Below are 21,180 nucleotides of genomic sequence, written 5' to 3'. Positions count from 1 at the left end.
CGCAGTGCTTATTAAGGTTTTAGCGATACTTATTCTTCCTTTATTGGGTTTTGGGCTTTACTCAAGCGATTGCATATCCACCAACTTTTTGTACGTGCCGTTTTTGGCCAAAAGTTCCGTGTGAGATCCTTGTTCTACAATTTCTCCTTTTTGAAGTACGACAATGTTATCTGCGTTCTGGATGGTAGAGAGGCGGTGGGCGATAACAATGGAGGTTCTATTTTTCATCATCTTCTCCAGGGCATCTTGTACCAAGCGCTCGCTTTCGGTATCCAAGGCAGAAGTGGCCTCGTCCAAAATCATGATCGGTGGATTTTTAAGAACGGCACGGGCTATGGATAATCGTTGTTTTTGTCCACCGCTTAACTTGTTACCACTGTCGCCAATATTAGTATCATAGCCTTTAGGAAGTTCCATAATAAAGTCATGGGCATTCGCAATTTTAGCCGCTTCTGTAATTTCCTCCAAGCTTGCACCTTCTTTTCCCAGGCTAATATTACTTTTTACTGAATCATTAAATAAAATGGAATCTTGGGTTACTAGACCAAGCATACTACGCAAGGATGTTTTAGAAAGCTCTTTTATATCTATACCATCAATTGTAATATTCCCTTTGTTTACATCATAAAACCGAGTTACCAAATTAGCTATAGTACTTTTGCCACTACCCGATTGTCCTACCAAAGCTACGGTTCCGCCTTTGGGAACATTGAGGTTAAAATCCTTTAGAACATATTCGTCCTCGTATTTAAACGAAATGTTTTCTAGGGCGATATTGTTTTCAAAGTCCAACTTCTCGATTGGATTCTCGATTTCCCCTATCGGATTTTCAGTTTCTAGAATTTCTAGAACACGCTCGGCCGCAGCATTACCTTTCTGCACACCATAGGAAGCCTTGCTTATTGCCTTCGCCGGAGTTAAAAAGTTGTAGGCCAGTGCAATATAGCCAATGAAAGAAGCCGCATCCAATGTTTTTTCTACGATTACCAATTGTCCTCCGTACCACAGCAACACTCCAATTACCAAAATACCTAAAAATTCGCCGGTAGGTGAAGCTAAATTTTGTCGATTTAAGAGTGAATTTGAAAATTTGTAAAAACGATTGGTGCTTTTTTTAAAGTTGGATACAAATCTATTTTCCGAATTAAATGCCTTTATAACGCGCAGACCACCTAAGGTTTCTTCCACAATAGATAAGAATTCTCCTTGTTCCTTTTGTACTCGATCGGATTTCTTTTTGAGGGACTTTCCTATTTTAGAGATTATCAACCCAGATATAGGAATGAAAATAAAAACAAATAATGTGAGCTTTGGGCTAATGCCGAACATTATCAAAAGTGTAAAGAACATGGTTAAAGGTTCTCTAACGATAAGCTCTAAGATGGATAAAAAGGAGTGCTGAATTTCCAAAACATCGGTGGTAACCCTTGCGATAACATCCCCTTTTCGCTTTTCTGAGAAATAGGAAATAGGTAGGTCGGTAATTTTTTGGTACATCGCATTTCTAATATCCTGCAATACACCATTCCGTAAAAAGGTAATGAAGTACATTGCCAGATAGTTAAAAAAGTTTTTGAGCAAAAACAAGAGCAGCACTAAACTTATAACCATAATTAGGCCCTTCATTTGGTCATCACCCGCATATTGGTTTACAGAGTAGTTAACATACTCCAATGCAAATTCTTTTACTTTACTTAAACCTTCATACACAGGTTCGATGGTTATTTTTTTTTCAGGATAAAAAATGACATCTAAGGTTGGTATTAACGCTGCAAACGCCAAGGCACTAAAGAGCGCATACAAAACATTAAAGAAAATATTTAAATACCCGTATTTTCGGTAAGGCTTAGCAAAACGAAGAATCTTTTTAAAATAATCCATTAGCCTAGTTTAAGCTCACTGAGGATGCTTTCTATTTTAGCATCTAATTGCGTCGCTACTTTGTGATAATTCGTAGCGGTATCCAAGGTGGTGTTCGTGCTAATGTAAAACTTTACTTTAGGCTCTGTTCCGCTTGGTCTTGCAGCAACTCGGGTTCCGTCTTCGGTTTCGTAGATTAAAACATTTGATTTTGGAATATCAATAACTTTTTCTTCACCGGTGAGTACGTTCCTTGCGGTAGCGGTATTATAGTCCTCGATCCATTTCACCTTGGAACCTGCAACGGATGCTACCGGATTTTCCTTAAAATCTTTCAGCATTTGTTTAATTTCTTCTGCACCGCTTATTCCTTTTTTGGTTATGGAGACCAGATGTTCTTTGTAGAAACCATATGCTACATAACATTCGATTAAATCCTTGTAAAAAGAACTTCCGTTCGCTTTAGCCTGTGCGGCTATTTCACAAGCGAGTAGGGTAGAGGTTACCGCGTCTTTATCACGTACAAAATCACCAACCATATAACCGAAGCTTTCTTCTCCGCCACCTATAAAATCGGATTGCGGAAAATCTTTTATCATTTTTCCGATCCATTTAAATCCGGTTAATGCCGTTTTAAATTCAACCCCATAGGCTTTGGCCATAGCCTCCATCATTGGTGTGGAGACAATGGTTGTAGCAATAAACTCATTACCCTTAAAACCTTCTTGTTTTCTTTGTTCTAAAAGGAACTTGGTCATGAGTACCATGGCTTGGTTTCCGTTTACGATTTCCATCTTTCCATCTAAATTCCGAACCGCAATACCTAAACGATCACTATCGGGATCGGTTCCTACAACCATGTCCGCACCTATTTCCTCTGCTTTTGCAACTGCTATTGATAACGCTTCCGGTTCTTCTGGGTTAGGCGATTTTACGGTAGGGAAATTACCATCTGGCTCTGCCTGTTCGGTAATGACGGTTACATTTTTATACCCTGCACGTTTTAATACTTCAGGAATGGCAGTTATAGAGGTGCCGTGCAAGGAAGTAAACACGATTTTGAAATCATCTTTACCTTCTGCATTATAATTCCCATTGGCTACACAGGCTTCAATAAATGCCTCATCAACTTCTTTATCTATAACTTGGATTAGACTATCGTTGGCTTCGAATTTTATATCCTCAAAGGGTAGTGCATTAATCTCTGCAATAATTTCCTCGTCTTGTGGTGGTACTATTTGTCCCCCATCTGTCCAATATACCTTATACCCATTATACTCTGGCGGGTTATGTGATGCCGTAAGCACGATTCCTGCATGACAATTGAGATGTCGTACAGCGAAAGAAAGCTCTGGTGTAGTACGCAATTCAGAAAATAAAAAAACTTTAATGCCATTTGCTGAAAATACTTCGGCTACCGTTCTGGCCAGCGTATCGCTATTGTGACGGCAATCAAAAGCAATAGCTACCTTTATATCCTCGTTGGTGTATGTTTTGTTTAAATAATTACTAAGTCCTTGTGTACTTTTTCCAAGAGTATATTTGTTTATTCTGTTGGTGCCAACACCCATGACACCGCGCATACCACCTGTGCCAAATTCCATTTGCTTGTAAAATCGGTCTTTAAGCTCTTCGGTATCTGTATCTATTAACTGTTGAATTTCTTTTTTTACTGCTGGGTCAAAAAATCTGTCATCCAGCTCTTGGCAGTATCAAGGAAGTTATCCATGTAATCTCTTATTTTGTTTATCTTTTAAATCTACGAAGAATTCTAGTTGCTATACTGTTTTATAGTGCAATCTTATCGGCAATTGCATACCTGTTTTCCGTTTTCTTTGAGCGAATCATAATTTCTCCTAAAAATCCTGCTAAAAATAATTGTGTACCGATAACCATAGACGTTAAGGCGATATAAAACTGTGGTCTATTAGTTATCAATCTTCCAAAAGGATTGATGAACAACTTGTCCACGCCCAAGTAAATTGCAAAACTAAAACCAATAATAAACATGAGGACACCTAAGGCTCCGAACAAGTGCATAGGACGTTTTCCAAATTTAGAAACGAACCAAATGGTAATTAAATCTAAAAACCCATTAATAAATCGTTCCATCCCAAATTTTGTTCTCCCATATTTTCTAGATTGATGCTTTACTACTTTTTCCCCAATCTTGGAAAAACCTGCATTTTTTGCGAGTACAGGTATATATCGATGCATTTCACCAGATACTTCTATGGTTTTTATAACGACACGGTCATAAGCTTTTAACCCACAATTAAAATCATGCAGGTGCACTCCCGATGTTTTACGTGCAGCCCAATTGAACAGTTTGGAAGGTAAATTTTTAAAGAGAATGGAATCGTACCGTTTTTTCTTCCAACCGGAAACCAGGTCATATCCTTCTTTCTGTATTAAATCAAAAAGTTCAGGTATTTCTTCAGGATTGTCCTGTAGATCTGCATCCATAGTGATCACAACATCTCCTTGAGCAGCTTTAAACCCGGCATGCAAGGCTTGTGATTTGCCAAAATTTCGTTGAAATCGAATTCCTTTGACATTGCTGTCTTCATTGGAAAGTGCAGATATTATTTTCCAAGAATTATCTGTACTGCCATCGTCTACGAATAAAATCTCGTAAGAAAAATGCTTGGATTGCATCACAGATGCAATCCAAGCATGTAGCTCTTTTAAAGATTCTTCTTCGTTAAGTAAGGGAATAACAATGGATAGTTGCATCGGTTGCTTCAAAAATTCCCTTCAAAAATACAAACTTAGTCTAGAACTTCTTGTTTTTTTAGAACCAAAGCAGGAACGAGTGAAACTATGAAACCTAGTACAACACTAAAAATGAGGCCAAACAAAACCTGCATACCAGGTGTTGAAAATTTTTGTCCCATTTCCATTTGTTGATCAATCTGTTGGGTGGTAAGCGCTGTGCTTTCCAATAGCTGATTTCTTTGGTACTCCATAGCTTTGGTCATCATATCCGGATCAATTACGTTAGACAGGATTTGATTGAAGATAACACCAATGATACCACTTATTAAGCAAATACCCACGCCAACCTTCAACGCTTGTCCAAAGGACATAAAACCATTGTTAGCTTTTTTAAATTGAATCATTCCAATGATAACTGCCGCAAGCATTAAGCCAACGCTAATTAGCATAACTGCAGTACCACCTTGATAGTGCATATCCATTGTATAAAGCATGAAAGCAAAAATTACGCTAACCCCTCCTAATATGAGTCCGTAGGTTAGGGCAAATTTTCCTGTTTTTGGTTGATTTTCTTCCATAATGTTTAAAGTTTAGAGGTTGATTATTTTATAGGTAGCAAAAGCATGCTAATTGTTACAAGGGAAGGTACAAATTATTTTCGTTTTATTTTTGGGATAATAGATTGTCAATTTAGAGAAAATAAGTAAATTTGCAAACTTAAAATAAGCTCCCGTCGGAATGGGAGTGTAAAATGTTTAGTACCATGCAAAAAGGAATACACCCAGAAAATTATAGACTAGTAGCGTTTAAAGATATGTCCAATGAGGAAGTGTTTTTAACGAAATCTACTGCAGATACCAAAGAAACCTTAGAAGTAGATGGTGTTGAGTATCCGTTAGTAAAATTGGAGATTTCAAGAACATCACATCCTTTCTATACAGGAAAAGCGAAATTCTTGGATACAGCAGGACGTATTGATAAGTTCAAGAACAAGTACAAGAAATTTGCTAAATCTGCGCCAGAGGCGACGGAGGAAGTAAAAGAAGAGGAGAAATAAGAGTTTCTTTTACCACATACTAAAGCGCCCATGATATATTTATCGCGGGCGCTTTTTTAGTATAGCTAATATTTGACCATCTTGTCTATTCTATCTCAATACTGCACTTGGTTTACTTAATTTTGACAAAATACTATATTTTATGAATTATGTTCTTTTTGACGGTGCTGAAAGGGATAACTTTTTGCCCTTTACGTTTACAAGGCCTGTTTGCGAAATTAGGTTGGGTATCCTAACTATTACGGAAAAATGGGAGGCATATCTTAAAACTACCGTTTCCTATAAGACACAAGATTATCTATCCGTTAAGTATCCTTTAGTTGCCGGTACGGATAACATTTTCGTTAATGGTTCTTTTCTTCCTGACCTAAGACTTTTAAAGGCCATAAGCGCCTTACGTTTTGGACAAGCTTTGATGTATGATGATAGATTGGTGGCGTACCGTACAGAACGCTTAGAGAATCATAGCGATACTAGCCGTTTTGAACGTATTTCATTGGAACACGATCCGCTTCATATTCAGTTCACATGGGATATTTTCTCTAAAAATGGTGAAGCTTTGGAGGCCGATTTTCATTTTTTGACAAATGGTAGGGTTAGTCAACCCATATCTGAAACCAACCGTCTTATAAAGCCAGAACGCATATTCTTGGAAGAAGGCGCCAAAGCAGAGTTTAGTATACTTAATGCTACGGAAGGTCCAATTTATATTGGAAAAAATGCGGAGATTTGGGAAGGTAGCCTCATTCGTGGCGGACTTGCGTTATGTGACAACGCAGTAGTTAAAATGGGAGGGAAGCTTTACGGACCCACAACGATAGGTCCCCATTCTAAAGTTTGTGGTGAGGTTAGTAACTCAGTAATTTTTGGTTATACAAGTAAGGGACACGAAGGTTATTTAGGTAACGCGGTATTGGGTGAATGGTGTAATATAGGGGCAGATTCCAATAATTCCAACCTAAAAAATAATTACGCCAAAGTGCGTATTTGGAATTACGCCACCGAAAGGTTTGAACAAACCGGTTTGCAATTCTGTGGATTAATGATGGGAGACCATAGTAAAACGGCTATCAATACGATGTTGAATACCGGTACTGTTATCGGTGTAAACGTGAATGTCTATACCCCAGGATTTCCTAGAAACTTCATTCCAAGTTTTAGTTGGGGGGAGCTTCTGGATTTTCTACGTATATGCCCCAAAAGGCTTTTGAAGCTGCTGAAGTAATGATGGCAAGAAGAGGTGTGGAATTTGATACAATTGAGGCAGACATATTGAATCATGTTTTTGAAATAACAAAAAAGTGGAGGAAATATTAGAATAGGAGTGTTGGAAAAAAAAGTATGGACTAAATAATAGGAATCATAAAGGATAAAAATTGTTTAGCTCAACATTTGACTATTTATTTCAAATCTTCAACCCCAAATTTCTAGCCGTTTGCCCTAACCCTTATCTTTGCATTTATCGAGTACAATTTCATGAAAAAGAAAGTAGCATTTTATACCTTGGGCTGTAAGCTTAATTTTTCCGAAACATCTACAATTGCCCGAGGCTTTGTCGATGAAGGTTTTGACCGCGTAGATTTTTCGGAATCCGCAGATATGTACGTCGTTAACACCTGTTCGGTAACGGATAACGCAGATAAAAAATTCAAAACAGTCGTAAAACAGGCTCAAAAAGGAAATCCAAAAGCTTTTATTGCTGCTGTGGGATGTTACGCTCAATTAAAACCAGAAGAGTTGGCATCGGTTGATGGGGTAGATTTGGTGTTGGGGGCCACGGAAAAGTTTAAGATAAGGGATTATATCAATGACCTGTCTAAAAACGATTTTGGTGAAGTTCATTCCTGTGAAATCGAAGAGGCTGATTTTTATGTCGGCAGCTATGCTATTGGAGACCGCACCAGGGCTTTCTTAAAAGTGCAGGATGGTTGTGATTATAAATGTACCTATTGTACCATCCCATTAGCAAGAGGGATTTCTAGGAGTGATGCCTTGGATAATGTATTGAAAAACGCAGCTGAAATTTCTGCACAAGGCATTAAGGAAATTGTGCTTACCGGTGTTAATATCGGGGATTACGGCAAAGGAGAATTTGGCAACAAAAAACACGAACATACCTTTTTGGATTTAATAAAGGCATTGGATACCGTTCATGGGATTCATCGGCTTCGTATCTCTTCTATTGAACCGAATCTTTTAAAGAATGAAACAATAGATTTTGTAGCAAAAAGTAATTCGTTCGTACCACATTTTCATATTCCACTACAAACTGGAAGCGATGCACTTTTAAGGCTAATGAAAAGAAGGTATATGACGGCCCTGTATACAGACCGTGTTGCAAGAATAAAAAGCGTAATGCCCAATTGTTGTATCGGGGTAGATGTCATTGTTGGATTTCCTGGGGAGACAGAAGAACATTTTATGGAAACCTATCATTTTTTAAACGAATTGGAGGTATCTTATTTACATGTATTTACGTATTCCGAAAGGGACAATACGGAAGCAGCCAAAATGTCTGGCGCAGTTCCCAAGGCCGTACGTAATAAAAGAAGCAAAATGCTTAGAGGGCTATCCGTTAAGAAGCGAAGGGCTTTTTATGAAAGTCAGCTAGGGGAAACGTTAAGCGTGCTCTTTGAAGGTGAAAATAAAGAAGGATACATACATGGGTTTACCGAAAACTACGTTAAAATAAAAACACCATGGAATCCTAACTTGGTAAACACGATACACGATGTTGTATTATGCGATATAGCTGAGGATGGTTTGGTAACTATGAAGTTTAGTAATGTTTTGGAAGCTAAAGTAAGGGCATAAAAAAACCTCTCGAATGAGAGGCTTTTTTATTAGATTCTGATGCCTATAGGCAGCATTTCTTTATACTGTCTATTTCTACGGAGAAAACCTGCAATTTGAGGACTAGTGGGAACCACTCTTAAATTCTTCTCTTGTAAATGATGAAGTACCGCTTTGATGAAGCTTTCATTGAAACCTTCTTTGGTGATTTCTTCCGGGACTACAATCTTGGTTAAAAAAACCTTTCGTTCTTGAGATGAATACTCGATTTTAGCTAAATGGCCATCCAAACTTGTTTCAAACTGGCGCAGGAAGGCATTGTCCTTAATTAGTACATCGTTCATATAGTTGATTTTAGTATTGGTTCAAGACAAAAAAATTACGATGTTCTCAACTCGTAATTTTCAATTAAATAAATCCGTGATTTTGCTTTGGCCTAAGTATTATTAAGTTTGGATATACCAAAGCCAAGCAATAAAATTAGTAAAAAAATAGCTAATTTCCTAGTTTTTATATAGTTTCATAAATATGTCAACATCAATAGTTCATGTATACTTTATGCCCGGAATGGCAGCTAACAGTTCTATTTTTGAACATATTAGATTACCTGAAGAGCATTTTAAAATCCATTATTTGGATTGGTGCTTACCTGAAAAGGGAATGAGTATTGTTTCGTATGCACAGAAAATGTGTGGGTTGGTTACACATAAAGACCCAGTTCTTTTGGGGGTTTCCTTTGGTGGTCTCTTGGTGCAGGAAATGGCCAAAATTATACCGGCACGCAAAGTAATTATAGTGTCTAGTGTAAAAAGTAAAAATGAACTTCCCAAGAGGATGTTGTTTGCACGCTATACCAGTATTCACAAATTGCTTCCTACAGGTTTGGTCAACAATGTAGAGCTTTTGGCAAAATATGCCTTTGGGGAGACGGTTACTAAAAGATTGGCGCTTTATGAAAAGTATTTATCCATTCGAGACAAATTTTATATTGATTGGTGCATACATGAAATGGTAAATTGGAGTCAAGCAATTCCTTCACAAAATGTAATTCATTTACAAGGTGACAAGGATGCTGTTTTTCCTATCGCGAACATAAAGGAATGTATAATTGTACCAAATGGTACGCATACCATGATTATTCACAGAGCAAAATGGTTTAACCAGCACCTTCCCACAATTATTTTGGATTAAGACAGTTCTATTAATACCTTTGGTAGAAACTAAATTGATAGGTATGAAAGTTTTAAAAAATATTCTTATGCTTTTGGGCGTACTTTTCGTGGTAGGCTCGTTGATTTTTGCAGTAAATTCTGATAGTATTAAGGATAAGGTCAGCAACACAGTTGTCAACGATAGTACTGAAATAAATGTAGCGAACGAATACCGTATCTCATCGATAGATATTCCAGAGGATTTAAATTTTGCAGGGGAGGTGGTTCCGCAACAAGATCCAGAAATTATGGAACGGGTGGATCGTGAGTTTTTGGTAAATACATATTGGCAATCAAACGCACTTTTGCTTATGAAAAGAGCAAACAAATACTTTCCTATCATAGAGCCTATTTTGGCCAAGAATGGTATACCTGATGATTTTAAATACTTGGCCGTTGCTGAAAGTGGATTGACCAATGTGGTTTCACCTGCAGGTGCTACAGGGTTTTGGCAGATTATGCGAGAAACCGGAAGGGAATACGGTTTAGAGGTCAATTCTAATGTAGATGAACGCTATCACCTTGAGAAATCTACAGAGGTGGCGTGTAGTTACTTGAACAAATGGAACGATAAATATGGGAGTTGGACACTAACTGCTGCTGCTTATAATGCAGGACCGGGTGGAATTAACAAATACATGAGAATCCAAAAAGTGGATAATTATTATGATTTACTGTTAGGTCAGGAAACAGGTAGGTACGTGTTTAGGATTATGGCAATTAAAGAAATTCTATCCAATCCGGAGAAATACGGATTTCATTTAGATGAGGAAGATATGTACAGTGCAGCACCTTCCTTTACCGTAGAGATCGATGAGCCGGTTGCCAGTTTTGCGGACTTTGCCAAAGAATATGAGATCAACTATAAAATACTAAAAAGACACAATCCTTGGTTGCGCGAGCCTCATTTAAACAATAGTTCCAGAAAGAAGTATACCATAGAGATTCCCAACAAAGGGTTTTATATGGAGTCTAAATAAGAATGTGTCATCACAGTTTATAGGGCCCTCCCTAATTCAAAATCCCAAATACAGTGTTTTTTACAACACTACATTTGGGATTTTTTTACTAAGTTTTAATTAATTTTGTTATGGCAATTACCACTTATTTTGGCATTTAAATCTTTTTCATTTGTTGCTGCATCATGCGAATCTGCTCTGTAAGCATATTGTTCTTGTCAAGCTTTTTTGCTTCTTTTAATAAGGTGGTAGCTTCTCTTTTTCGACGTTTTTGCATTGAAATGCCCGCTAAGCTTAGCTTTGCCATTGCTAAATCGTAATCCATTGTTAAACCGAGCTTTAATGCTTTCTTAAAATATTTTTCGGCCTTGGTTAAATTTGTTTGAGAAAATATGATACCATGCAGATAGTTGTAGTATCCTTGCTGTTTGGTGGTTAAGGCGCCTTCAGGATTTTTTATTTTTTTTAACCAATTCTCTGTTCCAGTCAAATCCTGTTTTCGCATCCGTAAAAATGCCAAAAGGATAATTTCATTTCTAAAATATAGAAAAATAAAGATAGCGGATAAAAGAAGTAGGAAAATACCGTTCCCAATTTCTCCTTCGATAAATTGATATATTGCATATGCAATTATTAGCCCTGCAATTACTAGCTTAATATTTTTGTTGAACATGTGTATGTGCTTTGATGCGGTTGATTTACTTTTTTGCTGGTATACTTATTATTTTAAAACTGTGTTTTAAAAGCAAAATTTCAGCCCTGCAAAATTAGGTAAAACCTAGGTTTTGGGCTGTAAAGAATTCTAAAAATATTTTTTTGATAAGTCTTGTTAAAGAAAAAAGTCTTTGTATATTTGCGCCCAGTTTTACAGGTAGTTCTGTACGACATCAAACATAGAAAAGGTTTTAAGCAATGCCCGGACAGAAAAGAACATATCAGCCGTCAAAGAGGAAAAGAAAGAATAAACATGGGTTTAGAGAGCGCATGGCTTCCGTTAATGGAAGAAAAGTTTTAGCAAGAAGAAGAGCTAAAGGAAGAAAGAAGTTAACCGTTTCCTCCGAGCCAAGACATAAGAAATAAATGATTTTATTTTTTAAAAATATTTAAGGTGTTACTTTTTCTAAAGTGGCACCTTTTTTTTGTGCTTAATCGACTTAATTATTTAATACTGTAAAAAAGGAACCTAGAACATGCCGAAAAGAAAAGATTTAAACTCTATACTAATTATTGGTTCTGGCCCTATTATCATTGGTCAGGCTTGTGAATTTGACTACGCAGGATCGCAGTCTCTCCGTTCGCTACGTGAAGATGGCATCGAAACTATATTAATCAATAGTAATCCGGCTACCATTATGACGGATCCCTCAATGGCGGACCATGTGTACCTAAAACCATTGACGACTAAATCTATTATAGAAATATTAAAAGAACATCCACAAATTGATGCGGTATTGCCCACTATGGGAGGCCAAACTGCTTTGAATCTATGTATAGAAGCCGATAAAAAAGGTATTTGGGAGGATTTTGGAGTAGAGTTGATCGGTGTGGATATCGATGCAATAAACGTAACGGAAGATCGCGAACAGTTTAGGGAGCTAATGTTAAAAATTGGTGTTGGCATGGCACCTCAAGCAACGGCCACCTCTTTCTTAAAAGGTAAGGAAATAGCACAACGATTTGGTTTTCCCTTGGTCATACGAGCTTCTTACACGCTGGGCGGGGCGGGAGCGGCAATTGTTTATAAGCCAGAGGATTTTGATGAATTACTGAGCTATGGATTGGAGATCTCGCCCATACATGAGGTAATGATCGATAAAGCGCTCATGGGCTGGAAAGAATATGAGTTAGAATTGTTGCGTGACAAAAATGATAATGTGGTTATCATTTGTGCTATTGAAAATATGGACCCCATGGGAATTCATACGGGTGATTCCATTACGGTAGCACCAGCAATGACCTTATCGGATAGGACCTACCAAAAAATGAGGGATATGGCAATTCACATGATGCGTAGTATCGGTGATTTTGAGGGAGGTTGTAATGTACAGTTTGCGGTTAGTCCAGACGAAGAAGAAGATATCATTGCAATTGAAATAAACCCAAGGGTCTCTAGGTCTTCTGCTTTGGCCTCTAAAGCTACCGGATATCCAATAGCGAAAGTTGCCACCAAGCTAGCGATCGGGTATTCTTTGGACGAGTTGGAAAATCAGATAACCAAATCAACTTCAGCATTATTTGAACCCACATTAGATTACGTAATCGTTAAAATTCCACGATGGAATTTTGATAAATTCGAAGGCTCCGACAGAACATTGGGATTACAAATGAAATCTGTAGGAGAGGTAATGGGCATTGGGCGTTCCTTTCAAGAAGCACTGCATAAAGCAACACAATCCTTAGAGATAAAAAGGAATGGTTTGGGGGCGGATGGTAAAGGCTACAAAGATTACGACCAAATCATAAGTAAATTAACAATACCCAGTTGGGACAGGGTATTTGTAATTTATGATGCCATACAAATGGGTATTCCATTAAGCAGAATACACGAAATCACAAAAATTGATATGTGGTTCCTCAAACAATATGAAGAGCTATATCAATTAGAAAAGGAAATCTCAAAGTTTACGATAGCATCACTTTCTAAGGAATTGCTGTTAGAGGCCAAGCAAAAAGGGTTTGCCGATAGGCAAATTGCACATATGTTGGATTGTTACGAGAGCGAAGTGTATAATAAACGAACAGAGCTTAATATCAACAGGGTGTACAAACTGGTAGATACTTGTGCTGCGGAGTTTAAAGCCATTACGCCGTATTACTACTCCACTTTTGAAGCTGAAATTGAGCAGCCAGATGGTACTCGTTATGTTCAAAACGATAGTATTGTTACCGATAAGAAAAAGATAGTGGTTTTAGGTTCGGGCCCTAACCGAATTGGACAAGGGATTGAGTTTGATTATTGTTGCGTACATGGAGTTTTAGCCGCTGCCGAATGTGGTTATGAGACAATAATGATCAACTGTAATCCAGAAACGGTTTCTACAGATTTTGATACGGCGGACAAGTTGTATTTTGAACCGGTATTTTGGGAACATATTTACGACATCATTCGTCATGAGAAACCGGAAGGGGTGATTGTTCAGTTAGGTGGGCAAACCGCTTTAAAATTGGCTGAAAAACTATCCAAGTATGGAATTAAAATCATCGGGACCAGTTTTGAATCTTTGGATCTTGCCGAGGACCGTGGTAGTTTCTCCAAACTATTACAGGAAAATAATATTCCGTTTCCAGAATTTGGTGTGGCCGAAACTGCTGATGAAGCACTAGCTCTTGCCGATAAGTTAGATTTTCCACTTTTAGTAAGACCATCCTATGTATTGGGAGGGCAAGGAATGAAAATTGTCATCAATAAAGAAGAACTGGAGGAGCATGTTGTAGATTTACTTCATAAAATACCAAATAATAAACTATTATTGGACCATTATTTAGATGGTGCCATAGAAGCCGAAGCAGATGCCATCTGCGATGGTAAGGATGTCTACATCATAGGTATTATGGAGCATATAGAGCCTTGTGGGATTCACTCTGGAGATTCAAATGCGACCTTACCACCATTTAATTTAGGTGAATTTGTAATGCAGCAGATTAAAGATCATACCAAGAAAATTGCCTTGGCACTCAATACGGTCGGTCTTATCAATATCCAATTCGCGATAAAAGATGATATGGTTTATATTATAGAAGCGAACCCAAGGGCATCACGAACCGTACCTTTTATCGCCAAGGCATATAAGGAACCCTATGTGAATTATGCAACTAAAGTGATGTTGGGGGAAAAGAAGGTAAAGGATTTTGATTTTAAACCTCATTTAGAGGGGTATGCCATAAAACAACCTGTATTCTCATTTAATAAATTTCCGAATGTAAATAAGAATTTAGGTCCGGAAATGAAAAGTACAGGAGAAAGCATTCTTTTTATTGATAGTTTAAAGGATGATGATTTTTACAACCTATATGCAAGGCGCAAGATGTATTTAAGTAAATAAAAGTCTTATAGTACTTGATGATGCGGTTTGGTTCAATTGAACCAAACCGCATATTTTTTTCTGCGTAATTCTAACGCTAAGGTTTCTTCCATTTTTAATGCTTCCTCCCTAGTTGCCATAGGCAGGATATGATTGTAGAGGCTACCTCTTAAGTAGAGGCCATATTTTTCAACGATGGTAGCCGAAATTTTGTATCCTTTTTTACTTATAAACCCAGATTTGTGTTGCTTAAAACGTTCCGTAGGTGTTTTACTGGTCATACCCACGTATAAGCATTCCAATACACCATTAAATTGAGGATTAGCTTCCCTAAATTTTCTGTTTTCGGTATATACGCGTTTGGACAATTCAATAACGTATACGTGGTATTGGTTTTTGGGCATCGGAGACCTACTTCTATAATTATAACCGTGATTTATTATTTTCTTTCTATTAATGTCGCTGACAAGATTCTAACATCCGTAATCGGCGTATCTAAACTATCCGTTGGTACGGCCGCTATGCGATCAACGATGTCCATTCCTTTGATTACCGCTCCAAATACAACATAGTTTTGGTCTAAATGAGCGGCACCGCCAATCGTTTTATAGGTAGAACGATGTTCCTCTGGATACACATAGGGTGTCATTTTGGCTTTCATTAGTTCTGTTAAAGAATCTAGTTTGGTTTTTAGCGCTGCTGAAGTATCTTTTAAAATAGCGCTTCGTGTTATATCTTCTTTGTTCTCTGAGGCGTATAAAGTGTTCAATTCCTTCAGTATGTTGGTATACGCTTCAAAATCTGATTTATTGTTTGGGTCATTGATTACCTTGTTGTACGCTAGCCAATTATTTATGCGTTTTTCCGCTTTGGCCAAGGTGCTATCCGTATAGGTCTTACCTTGGATAATTGTAAATTGTGTGCCACTTGACGCTTGGCTCGGATTGTGATCATCGCCCATTCTAGCGGCATTTACAGCACCGCGTTTATGATAAAGGCTTGGATGTATCTCAGATGGAATTGTATACTCAATTTCTGGAATCATGGAGGGTGTAGTTCTTGTTTCTGGATTACCGGTCTGTATCAGGAAATTATTGATAACCCGGTGAAAGGCAATACCATCATAAAAACCATTATGAACTAGCTTTAGAAAATTGTCGCGATGTTTGGGTGTGATATCCGATAATCTCAAAACAATTTCCCCTAGCTCTGTTGTTAACAATACGTCTTTGGTAGAATCGGTTTTGGTATGATCTAGCCCATGCTGTGCATTACAGTTATAGAAGAGCATCATTATAAATGCCAAACTCGAGAATACCAAAGATTTCATTTTCTATATAGATAGGTTTACTCAAAATTAATCATTTGAAGCCAAGCAAATGATAAAAAATACTTCTGAGGTGTATGTAGATTGGTAGGATATTTTTAGGAATCACTTTTCTTATTCTTTAAAAATCGTTGACCAAAAGCTGACACAAATAATCCTGTAAAAGTGTAACTAGTCGCCCCATCATCAAACTGAAAATAAATTGATAACAAGGCGGCTATAATAATAAAGGCAGCTAGGAACAAATGCTTACCATTAGTTTTTGTTAGATACTCCTAATTTTTGGCTTACTCGTTTACGCTAAATATGCTTTGCCAACCAATCGCCAACTTCACTAGTCTTGTATGCTTTTCCGCCTTCTGCAAGGTCTTCTGTAACTATACCTTCAGCCAAAGATTTATTGACTATGCGTCGAATATCTTCGGCCTCATCGGTCATGTTCATGTCCTCAAAAAGCATGGCGGCTGACAAAACCGTCGCTAGCGGATTTGCAATATCCTTGCCTGCAGCTTGTGGATAGGAACCATGTATTGGTTCGTAAAGCGATACCTTATTACCTATTGATGAAGATGGCATCAAGCCCATAGAACCTGAAATTACTGAGGCTTCGTCCGTTAATATATCCCCAAAAAGGTTTGCGGTGATTATAACGTCATAACCTTTAGGCCATTGAATTAAACGCATGGCTACGGCGTCTACGAACTCATAGGTGACTTCTACTTCTGGGTAGTCTTTTTCCATTCGCTGTATTGTTTCGCGCCATAATCTAGAGGATTCCAAGACATTGGCTTTGTCCACGCAGCATAGTTTTTTAGAACGTTTTAAAGCCATTTCAAAACCTTTTTTTGCCAAACGCTCAATTTCAAATCGTTGATAGGTCATGGTATCAAAGGCGGTTTCGCCGTTGTCTTTTCTACCGCGTTCGCCAAAATAAATACCCCCTGTAAGTTCCCTTAGAATGATTAGGTCAGTTCCTTCGATACGGTCACGTTTTAAGGGCGATTTGTCAATTAGAGAGGGGAACGTAAACGTAGGGCGCACATTGGCAAAAAGACCTAGTTTCTGTCTCATTTTCAACAAACCCTGTTCAGGACGTACCTTTGCAGTAGGATCATTGTCAAATCTAGGATGGCCAATGGCTCCAAAAAGAACGGCATCGGCATTGGAACAAATTTCATGTGTTTCGTCTGGATATGGTTCTCCAACAGCATCAATGGCCGCAGCTCCTGTCAACGCTGGTTTCCACGTGATATCGTGTTTATATTTATTAGCTATGGCATCGCATACTTTAACGGCTTGATCAATTACTTCAGGGCCAATCCCGTCTCCGGCCAAAAGGGCTATATTTAATTTCATGAGTGTTACTATTTTATTTTCATTCCTGCGAAAGCCGGAATCTTTTAATTCTTATTTCAATTTTGCGAAAAAGTTTTAAGCTATACGCTTAAGGCTTTACGCTATATCAATTATATTTTATCCTTTGTTATCTCCTTGGAGCTAGGGGTTATCATATTCAACATTTTTTCAGTTGCCTTAATCGCAGATACAGTTTGGTCAGAATCCAATCCCCTAGAGGTAAATTCTTTTCCTTTGTATTCCCATGTAATTACGGTCTCGCATAGTGCATCTGAAGTACTTCCTGGTGGTATACGCACTGCATAATCTACTAATTTTGGTAATGTAATTTTTTTAGCGACATATACTTTTTTCAAGGCATTTATAAAGGCATCGTATTGCCCATCTCCCTGTGCGTGGGCCTCAAAGGATTCTCCTTCGATTTCCATAGATAGGGTAGTGGAAGGCATTAATCCTTTAGCATGTGTGAGGACGTAGGATTTTACAAATACCTTTTGGTGGTGGGTATCTGTATCCAATACATCCGAAATTATAAAGGGCAAATCGTCCTTGGTTACCCGTTCCTTTTTATCCCCCAATTCAATGATACGTTGGGTTACTTTTTTAAGTTCCTCGTCATTTAATGTGAGTCCTAATTCCTGTAAATTTTTTTGGATATTTGCCTTTCCGGATAATTTTCCTAAGGCGTATTTCCGTTTTCTGCCAAAACGCTCGGGCATTAAGTTGCTAAAGTATAGATTGTTTTTGCTATCCCCATCTGCATGTATGCCAGCGGTTTGGGTAAATACATTGTCTCCAACAATGGGTTTGTTTGCAGGGATACTTAATCCTGTAAAAGCAGATACCAACTTGCTTACCTTGAATAAGGATGATTCGTTTATACCTATTTCAACATCTGGCAAAAAATCTTTGATGACGGCAACGGCGCTGGCCATAGGAGCATTTCCTGCCCGTTCTCCCATACCGTTTACCGTAAGATGTAATCCATGACAACCAGCCTTTGCCGCCTCCATAACATTGGCGACACCAAGATCATAGTCATTATGTCCATGAAAATCAAAATGTTGTTCAGGATAGCGTTTAGTAATTTCAGAGATATATTTGGCCGTTTCGGTATGGGTGAGAATACCAAGCGTATCAGGTAATAGAATTCGCTTTACAGGTTGTGTAGCCAAAAAATCCAAGAATTGAAACACATATTCTTTGGAGTTACGCATACCATTGCTCCAGTCCTCCAAATAGACGTTATTGATTACACCTATTTTTTCAGCCCCTTTAAACACTTGGGCGATTTCTGAAAAATGCTGCTCTGGTGTTTTTTTGAGTTGGTGTTGTAAATGGTTTAGCGAGCCTTTTGTCAATAGGTTTTGCGATTTGGCACCAGCTTTTATCATCCATTGTAAGGAGACACCGCCATCTACAAAAGTTAAAACCTCAATCCTATCTAAATAGTTTTTTTCTTTTGCCCATTCCGTAATTTGCTGTACCGCTTGTAGTTCGCCATCCGACACGCGTGCAGAGGCAACTTCAATACGGTCCACGTTCAGTTCTTCCAACAATAGTTTGGCAAGTGTTAACTTTTCGGAAGCGGAAAAAGACACACCCGAGGTCTGCTCACCATCTCGTAGGGTGGTATCCATTATTTCCAAATGTCGTTTTTTCATGTCTGATGAACTTGCTTTAACAGGATTAATTCGCCTTGGCCCCATTCTTCTATTGGCTTAGAAAAACGGCTATAAGCCCTGCCTTTTCGGTTAGTGGGAGCAATTTTAAAAAGGCCTTGTTTTTGCGAATTCCTTAATATCATTTTTGATGTTCAACAGGTAATCGATATCATCAAAACCATTGGTCATGTTATTTTTCTTGTAGTCGTTAATGTCGAAAGATTCACTTTCGCCAGTGGAAAGCAGCGTGATTTTTTGCTCAGGAAGGTCTACCTTTAATTCGGTGTTCGGGTCCTTTTCTACAGCATCAAATATTTTTCCTAGGAAGTCCGCACTTACTTGAACGGGGAGTACGCCAATATTTAAACAGTTGCCTCTAAAAATATCGGCAAAAAAACTGGAGACTACGACTCGGAATCCATAGTCATATACAGCCCAGGCTGCGTGCTCCCGAGAAGAACCAGAACCAAAGTTTTTTCCACCTACTAGAATTTTACCTGAATACTTAGGATTGTTTAAAACAAAATCTTCTTTTGGACTATTATCTTGATTGTAGCGCCAATCGCGAAACAAATTGTCACCAAAACCTTCTCTTTCGGTAGCTTTTAAGAAACGTGCAGGTATGATTTGATCGGTATCCACATTCTCGATTGCCAGTGGTACTGCTGTTGAAGTTAGTGTGGTGAATTTATCGTATGCCATAAATAGATGTTAGATTTTAGACGCTAGACTATTGATGATTGTTTAATTTTAATTTAGATATATAGGGTAATATATTAAGCCATTTCTTTCTGCATTAGCTCTCTTGGATCTGTGACCTTACCGGTAACGGCAGCTGCCGCAGCAACTAAAGGGCTCGCTAAAAGTGTTCTTGAACCAGGCCCCTGTCTACCTTCAAAGTTTCTATTAGAAGTGCTAACAGCCAGTTTTCCGGGAGGTACTTTATCATCGTTCATGGCCAAACAAGCGGAACAACCAGGTTCACGGAGTTCAAAACCAGCTTCGTTGATGATTGCCAAAAGGCCTTCCTCTTTAATTGCCTTTTCTACTTTGTGAGAACCAGGAACCAACCAAGCGGTAACATTATCTGCTTTTTTTCTTCCTTTTACAATAGACGCAAAGGCTCTAAAATCTTCGATTCTACCATTGGTACAACTTCCAAGGAATACAAAATCGATAGGTTTTCCAATCATGGAATCGCCTTCTCCGAATTTCATGTATTCTAAGGATTTTTTATAGGTTGTTGCGCCACCTTGAACCATATTGGAACTTGGAATATCATTTGATATACCCATTCCCATGCCAGGGTTGGTACCATAGGTAATCATAGGCTCTATAAGTGAACCATCAAAAGTTAATTCTTTATCAAAAATGGCGTCCGCATCCGTATGTAAGGTTTGCCAGTAGTCCATGGCTTTATCCCAGGCTTCTCCTTTGGGTGTAAACTCACGTCCCTTAATATAGTGGAAAGTCGTTTCGTCCGGTGCAATCATACCGCCTCTTGCACCCATTTCTATACTCAGGTTGCAAACGGTCATACGACCTTCCATGGTCATATTTTTAAATACGTCACCCGCATATTCTACAAAATATCCCGTAGCACCAGAGGTGGTTAACTGTGAGATTATAAACAAGGCAACATCTTTGGGTGTAACGCCAAATTGAAGTTCTCCGGTTATATTAATGCGCATACGCTTAGGCTTAGGCTGCATAATGCATTGAGAGGCCAAAACCATCTCCACTTCAGAAGTTCCTATTCCAAAAGCAATAGCACCAAAGGCACCATGGGTAGATGTATGAGAATCGCCGCAAACAATCGTTGCTCCGGGAACCGTTATACCATATTCCGGACCTACAACGTGTACAATCCCGTTTTTCTCGTGACCCAGTCCCCAATACGAAATACCATGTTCATTGGCATTTTCTTCTAACATTTTTAATTGATGGGCAGAAAGTGGGTCTTCTACAGGTAGATGTTGGTTGATTGTAGGTGTATTGTGATCTGCCGTAGCGAATGTTTTTTCTGGATGCAGTACGCCTATACCTCGGTTTTTTAAACCTAAAAAGGCAACCGGACTTGTTACCTCATGAACCATGTGCCTATCTATAAATAGGACATCTGGTCCATTTTCAATTTGATGCACTACATGCGAATCCCAAACTTTGTCAAACAGTGTTTTTTTTGAACTCATCTTCTTTCATTTCTAAGCTAT

The 21,180-nt window shown here is 38.3% G+C and carries 17 protein-coding genes and 2 pseudogenes; 7 read left to right on the top strand and 12 right to left on the bottom strand.

Annotated elements, in window-relative coordinates:
- Nucleotides 1–57: 57 nt before the first annotated feature.
- From MS6x_RS01925 to MS6x_RS01910, 4 genes and pseudogenes are all read right to left on the bottom strand, one after another.
- Entirely contained in the window at nt 58–1,881 is a 1,824-nt protein-coding gene (locus tag MS6x_RS01925; RefSeq protein ID WP_482605094.1) for an ABC transporter ATP-binding protein, read from the bottom strand.
- Nucleotides 1,881–3,589: pseudogene (locus MS6x_RS01920) on the bottom strand (phospho-sugar mutase). The gene MS6x_RS01925 and the pseudogene MS6x_RS01920 overlap by 1 nt, the downstream one beginning before the upstream one ends.
- Before the next feature lie 59 nt (nt 3,590–3,648).
- Entirely contained in the window at nt 3,649–4,596 is a 948-nt protein-coding gene (locus MS6x_RS01915) for a glycosyltransferase family 2 protein (protein ID WP_482605093.1), read from the bottom strand.
- A gap of 35 nt (nt 4,597–4,631) precedes the next feature.
- Nucleotides 4,632–5,156: a DUF4199 domain-containing protein gene (locus MS6x_RS01910; RefSeq protein WP_482605092.1), complete on the bottom strand. Its 525-nt coding sequence runs from the start codon at nt 5,154–5,156 to the stop codon at nt 4,632–4,634.
- 185 nt (nt 5,157–5,341) lie between these two features.
- Between MS6x_RS01910 and MS6x_RS01905 the strand changes: the two genes are divergently transcribed.
- From MS6x_RS01905 to mtaB, 3 genes and pseudogenes are all read left to right on the top strand, one after another.
- The gene (locus MS6x_RS01905; protein WP_482605091.1) at nt 5,342–5,635 is read left to right on the top strand and encodes a type B 50S ribosomal protein L31; all 294 of its coding nucleotides are present in this window, start codon (nt 5,342–5,344) and stop codon (nt 5,633–5,635) included.
- A gap of 142 nt (nt 5,636–5,777) precedes the next feature.
- A pseudogene (locus tag MS6x_RS01900) lies at nt 5,778–6,952 on the top strand (GlmU family protein).
- A 159-nt stretch (nt 6,953–7,111) separates the two neighbouring features.
- Complete coding sequence (gene mtaB / locus MS6x_RS01895; RefSeq protein ID WP_482605090.1) at nt 7,112–8,449, top strand: tRNA (N(6)-L-threonylcarbamoyladenosine(37)-C(2))-methylthiotransferase MtaB; 1,338 nt, start codon at nt 7,112–7,114, stop codon at nt 8,447–8,449.
- Between the two features lie 29 nt (nt 8,450–8,478).
- Here the strand turns inward: mtaB and MS6x_RS01890 are convergent, their stop codons facing one another.
- The gene (locus MS6x_RS01890) at nt 8,479–8,772 is read right to left on the bottom strand and encodes a GNAT family N-acetyltransferase (RefSeq protein WP_482605089.1); all 294 of its coding nucleotides are present in this window, start codon (nt 8,770–8,772) and stop codon (nt 8,479–8,481) included.
- A 184-nt stretch (nt 8,773–8,956) separates the two neighbouring features.
- Between MS6x_RS01890 and MS6x_RS01885 the strand changes: the two genes are divergently transcribed.
- Together MS6x_RS01885 and MS6x_RS01880 are read left to right on the top strand one after the other, a co-directional pair.
- The gene (locus MS6x_RS01885) at nt 8,957–9,619 is read left to right on the top strand and encodes an alpha/beta fold hydrolase (RefSeq protein ID WP_482605088.1); all 663 of its coding nucleotides are present in this window, start codon (nt 8,957–8,959) and stop codon (nt 9,617–9,619) included.
- Nucleotides 9,620–9,662: 43 nt separating this feature from the next.
- Nucleotides 9,663–10,619, top strand: a complete 957-nt coding sequence (locus MS6x_RS01880; RefSeq protein WP_482605087.1) for a lytic transglycosylase domain-containing protein — start codon at nt 9,663–9,665, stop codon at nt 10,617–10,619.
- Between the two features lie 136 nt (nt 10,620–10,755).
- Here the strand turns inward: MS6x_RS01880 and MS6x_RS01875 are convergent, their stop codons facing one another.
- Nucleotides 10,756–11,271 (bottom strand): DUF2892 domain-containing protein, encoded by a 516-nt coding sequence (locus MS6x_RS01875; protein WP_482605086.1) that lies wholly within the window; start codon nt 11,269–11,271, stop codon nt 10,756–10,758.
- A 239-nt stretch (nt 11,272–11,510) separates the two neighbouring features.
- Between MS6x_RS01875 and rpmH the strand changes: the two genes are divergently transcribed.
- On the top strand, nt 11,511–11,678 hold the full coding sequence (gene rpmH, locus MS6x_RS01870) for a 50S ribosomal protein L34 (protein ID WP_068484552.1): 168 nt from the start codon (nt 11,511–11,513) through the stop codon (nt 11,676–11,678).
- Nucleotides 11,679–11,788: 110 nt separating this feature from the next.
- Entirely contained in the window at nt 11,789–14,641 is a 2,853-nt protein-coding gene (gene carB / locus MS6x_RS01865) for a carbamoyl-phosphate synthase large subunit (protein WP_482605085.1), read from the top strand.
- 32 nt (nt 14,642–14,673) lie between these two features.
- Here the strand turns inward: carB and MS6x_RS01860 are convergent, their stop codons facing one another.
- From MS6x_RS01860 to leuC, 6 genes are all read right to left on the bottom strand, one after another.
- Nucleotides 14,674–15,024: a ribose-5-phosphate isomerase gene (locus tag MS6x_RS01860; RefSeq protein WP_482605084.1), complete on the bottom strand. Its 351-nt coding sequence runs from the start codon at nt 15,022–15,024 to the stop codon at nt 14,674–14,676.
- Between the two features lie 35 nt (nt 15,025–15,059).
- The gene (locus MS6x_RS01855; RefSeq protein WP_482605083.1) at nt 15,060–15,950 is read right to left on the bottom strand and encodes a peptidylprolyl isomerase; all 891 of its coding nucleotides are present in this window, start codon (nt 15,948–15,950) and stop codon (nt 15,060–15,062) included.
- Between the two features lie 297 nt (nt 15,951–16,247).
- Nucleotides 16,248–17,303 carry a 3-isopropylmalate dehydrogenase gene (leuB, locus tag MS6x_RS01850; protein ID WP_482605082.1) on the bottom strand — a complete coding sequence of 352 codons (1,056 nt, stop codon included), beginning with the start codon at nt 17,301–17,303 and terminating at the stop codon, nt 16,248–16,250.
- A 110-nt stretch (nt 17,304–17,413) separates the two neighbouring features.
- On the bottom strand, nt 17,414–18,967 hold the full coding sequence (locus MS6x_RS01845) for an alpha-isopropylmalate synthase regulatory domain-containing protein (protein ID WP_482605081.1): 1,554 nt from the start codon (nt 18,965–18,967) through the stop codon (nt 17,414–17,416).
- Between the two features lie 105 nt (nt 18,968–19,072).
- Nucleotides 19,073–19,669 carry a 3-isopropylmalate dehydratase small subunit gene (leuD, locus tag MS6x_RS01840; RefSeq protein WP_482605080.1) on the bottom strand — a complete coding sequence of 199 codons (597 nt, stop codon included), beginning with the start codon at nt 19,667–19,669 and terminating at the stop codon, nt 19,073–19,075.
- Between the two features lie 74 nt (nt 19,670–19,743).
- Nucleotides 19,744–21,159: a 3-isopropylmalate dehydratase large subunit gene (gene leuC / locus MS6x_RS01835; RefSeq protein WP_482605079.1), complete on the bottom strand. Its 1,416-nt coding sequence runs from the start codon at nt 21,157–21,159 to the stop codon at nt 19,744–19,746.
- Between the last annotated feature and the right edge of the window lie 21 nt (nt 21,160–21,180).

This window comes from Maribacter sp. MS6 (assembly GCF_056839185.1).
The sequence above is the reverse complement of the archived record's forward strand: the minus strand, read 5'-3'. Positions and strand labels throughout refer to the sequence as shown.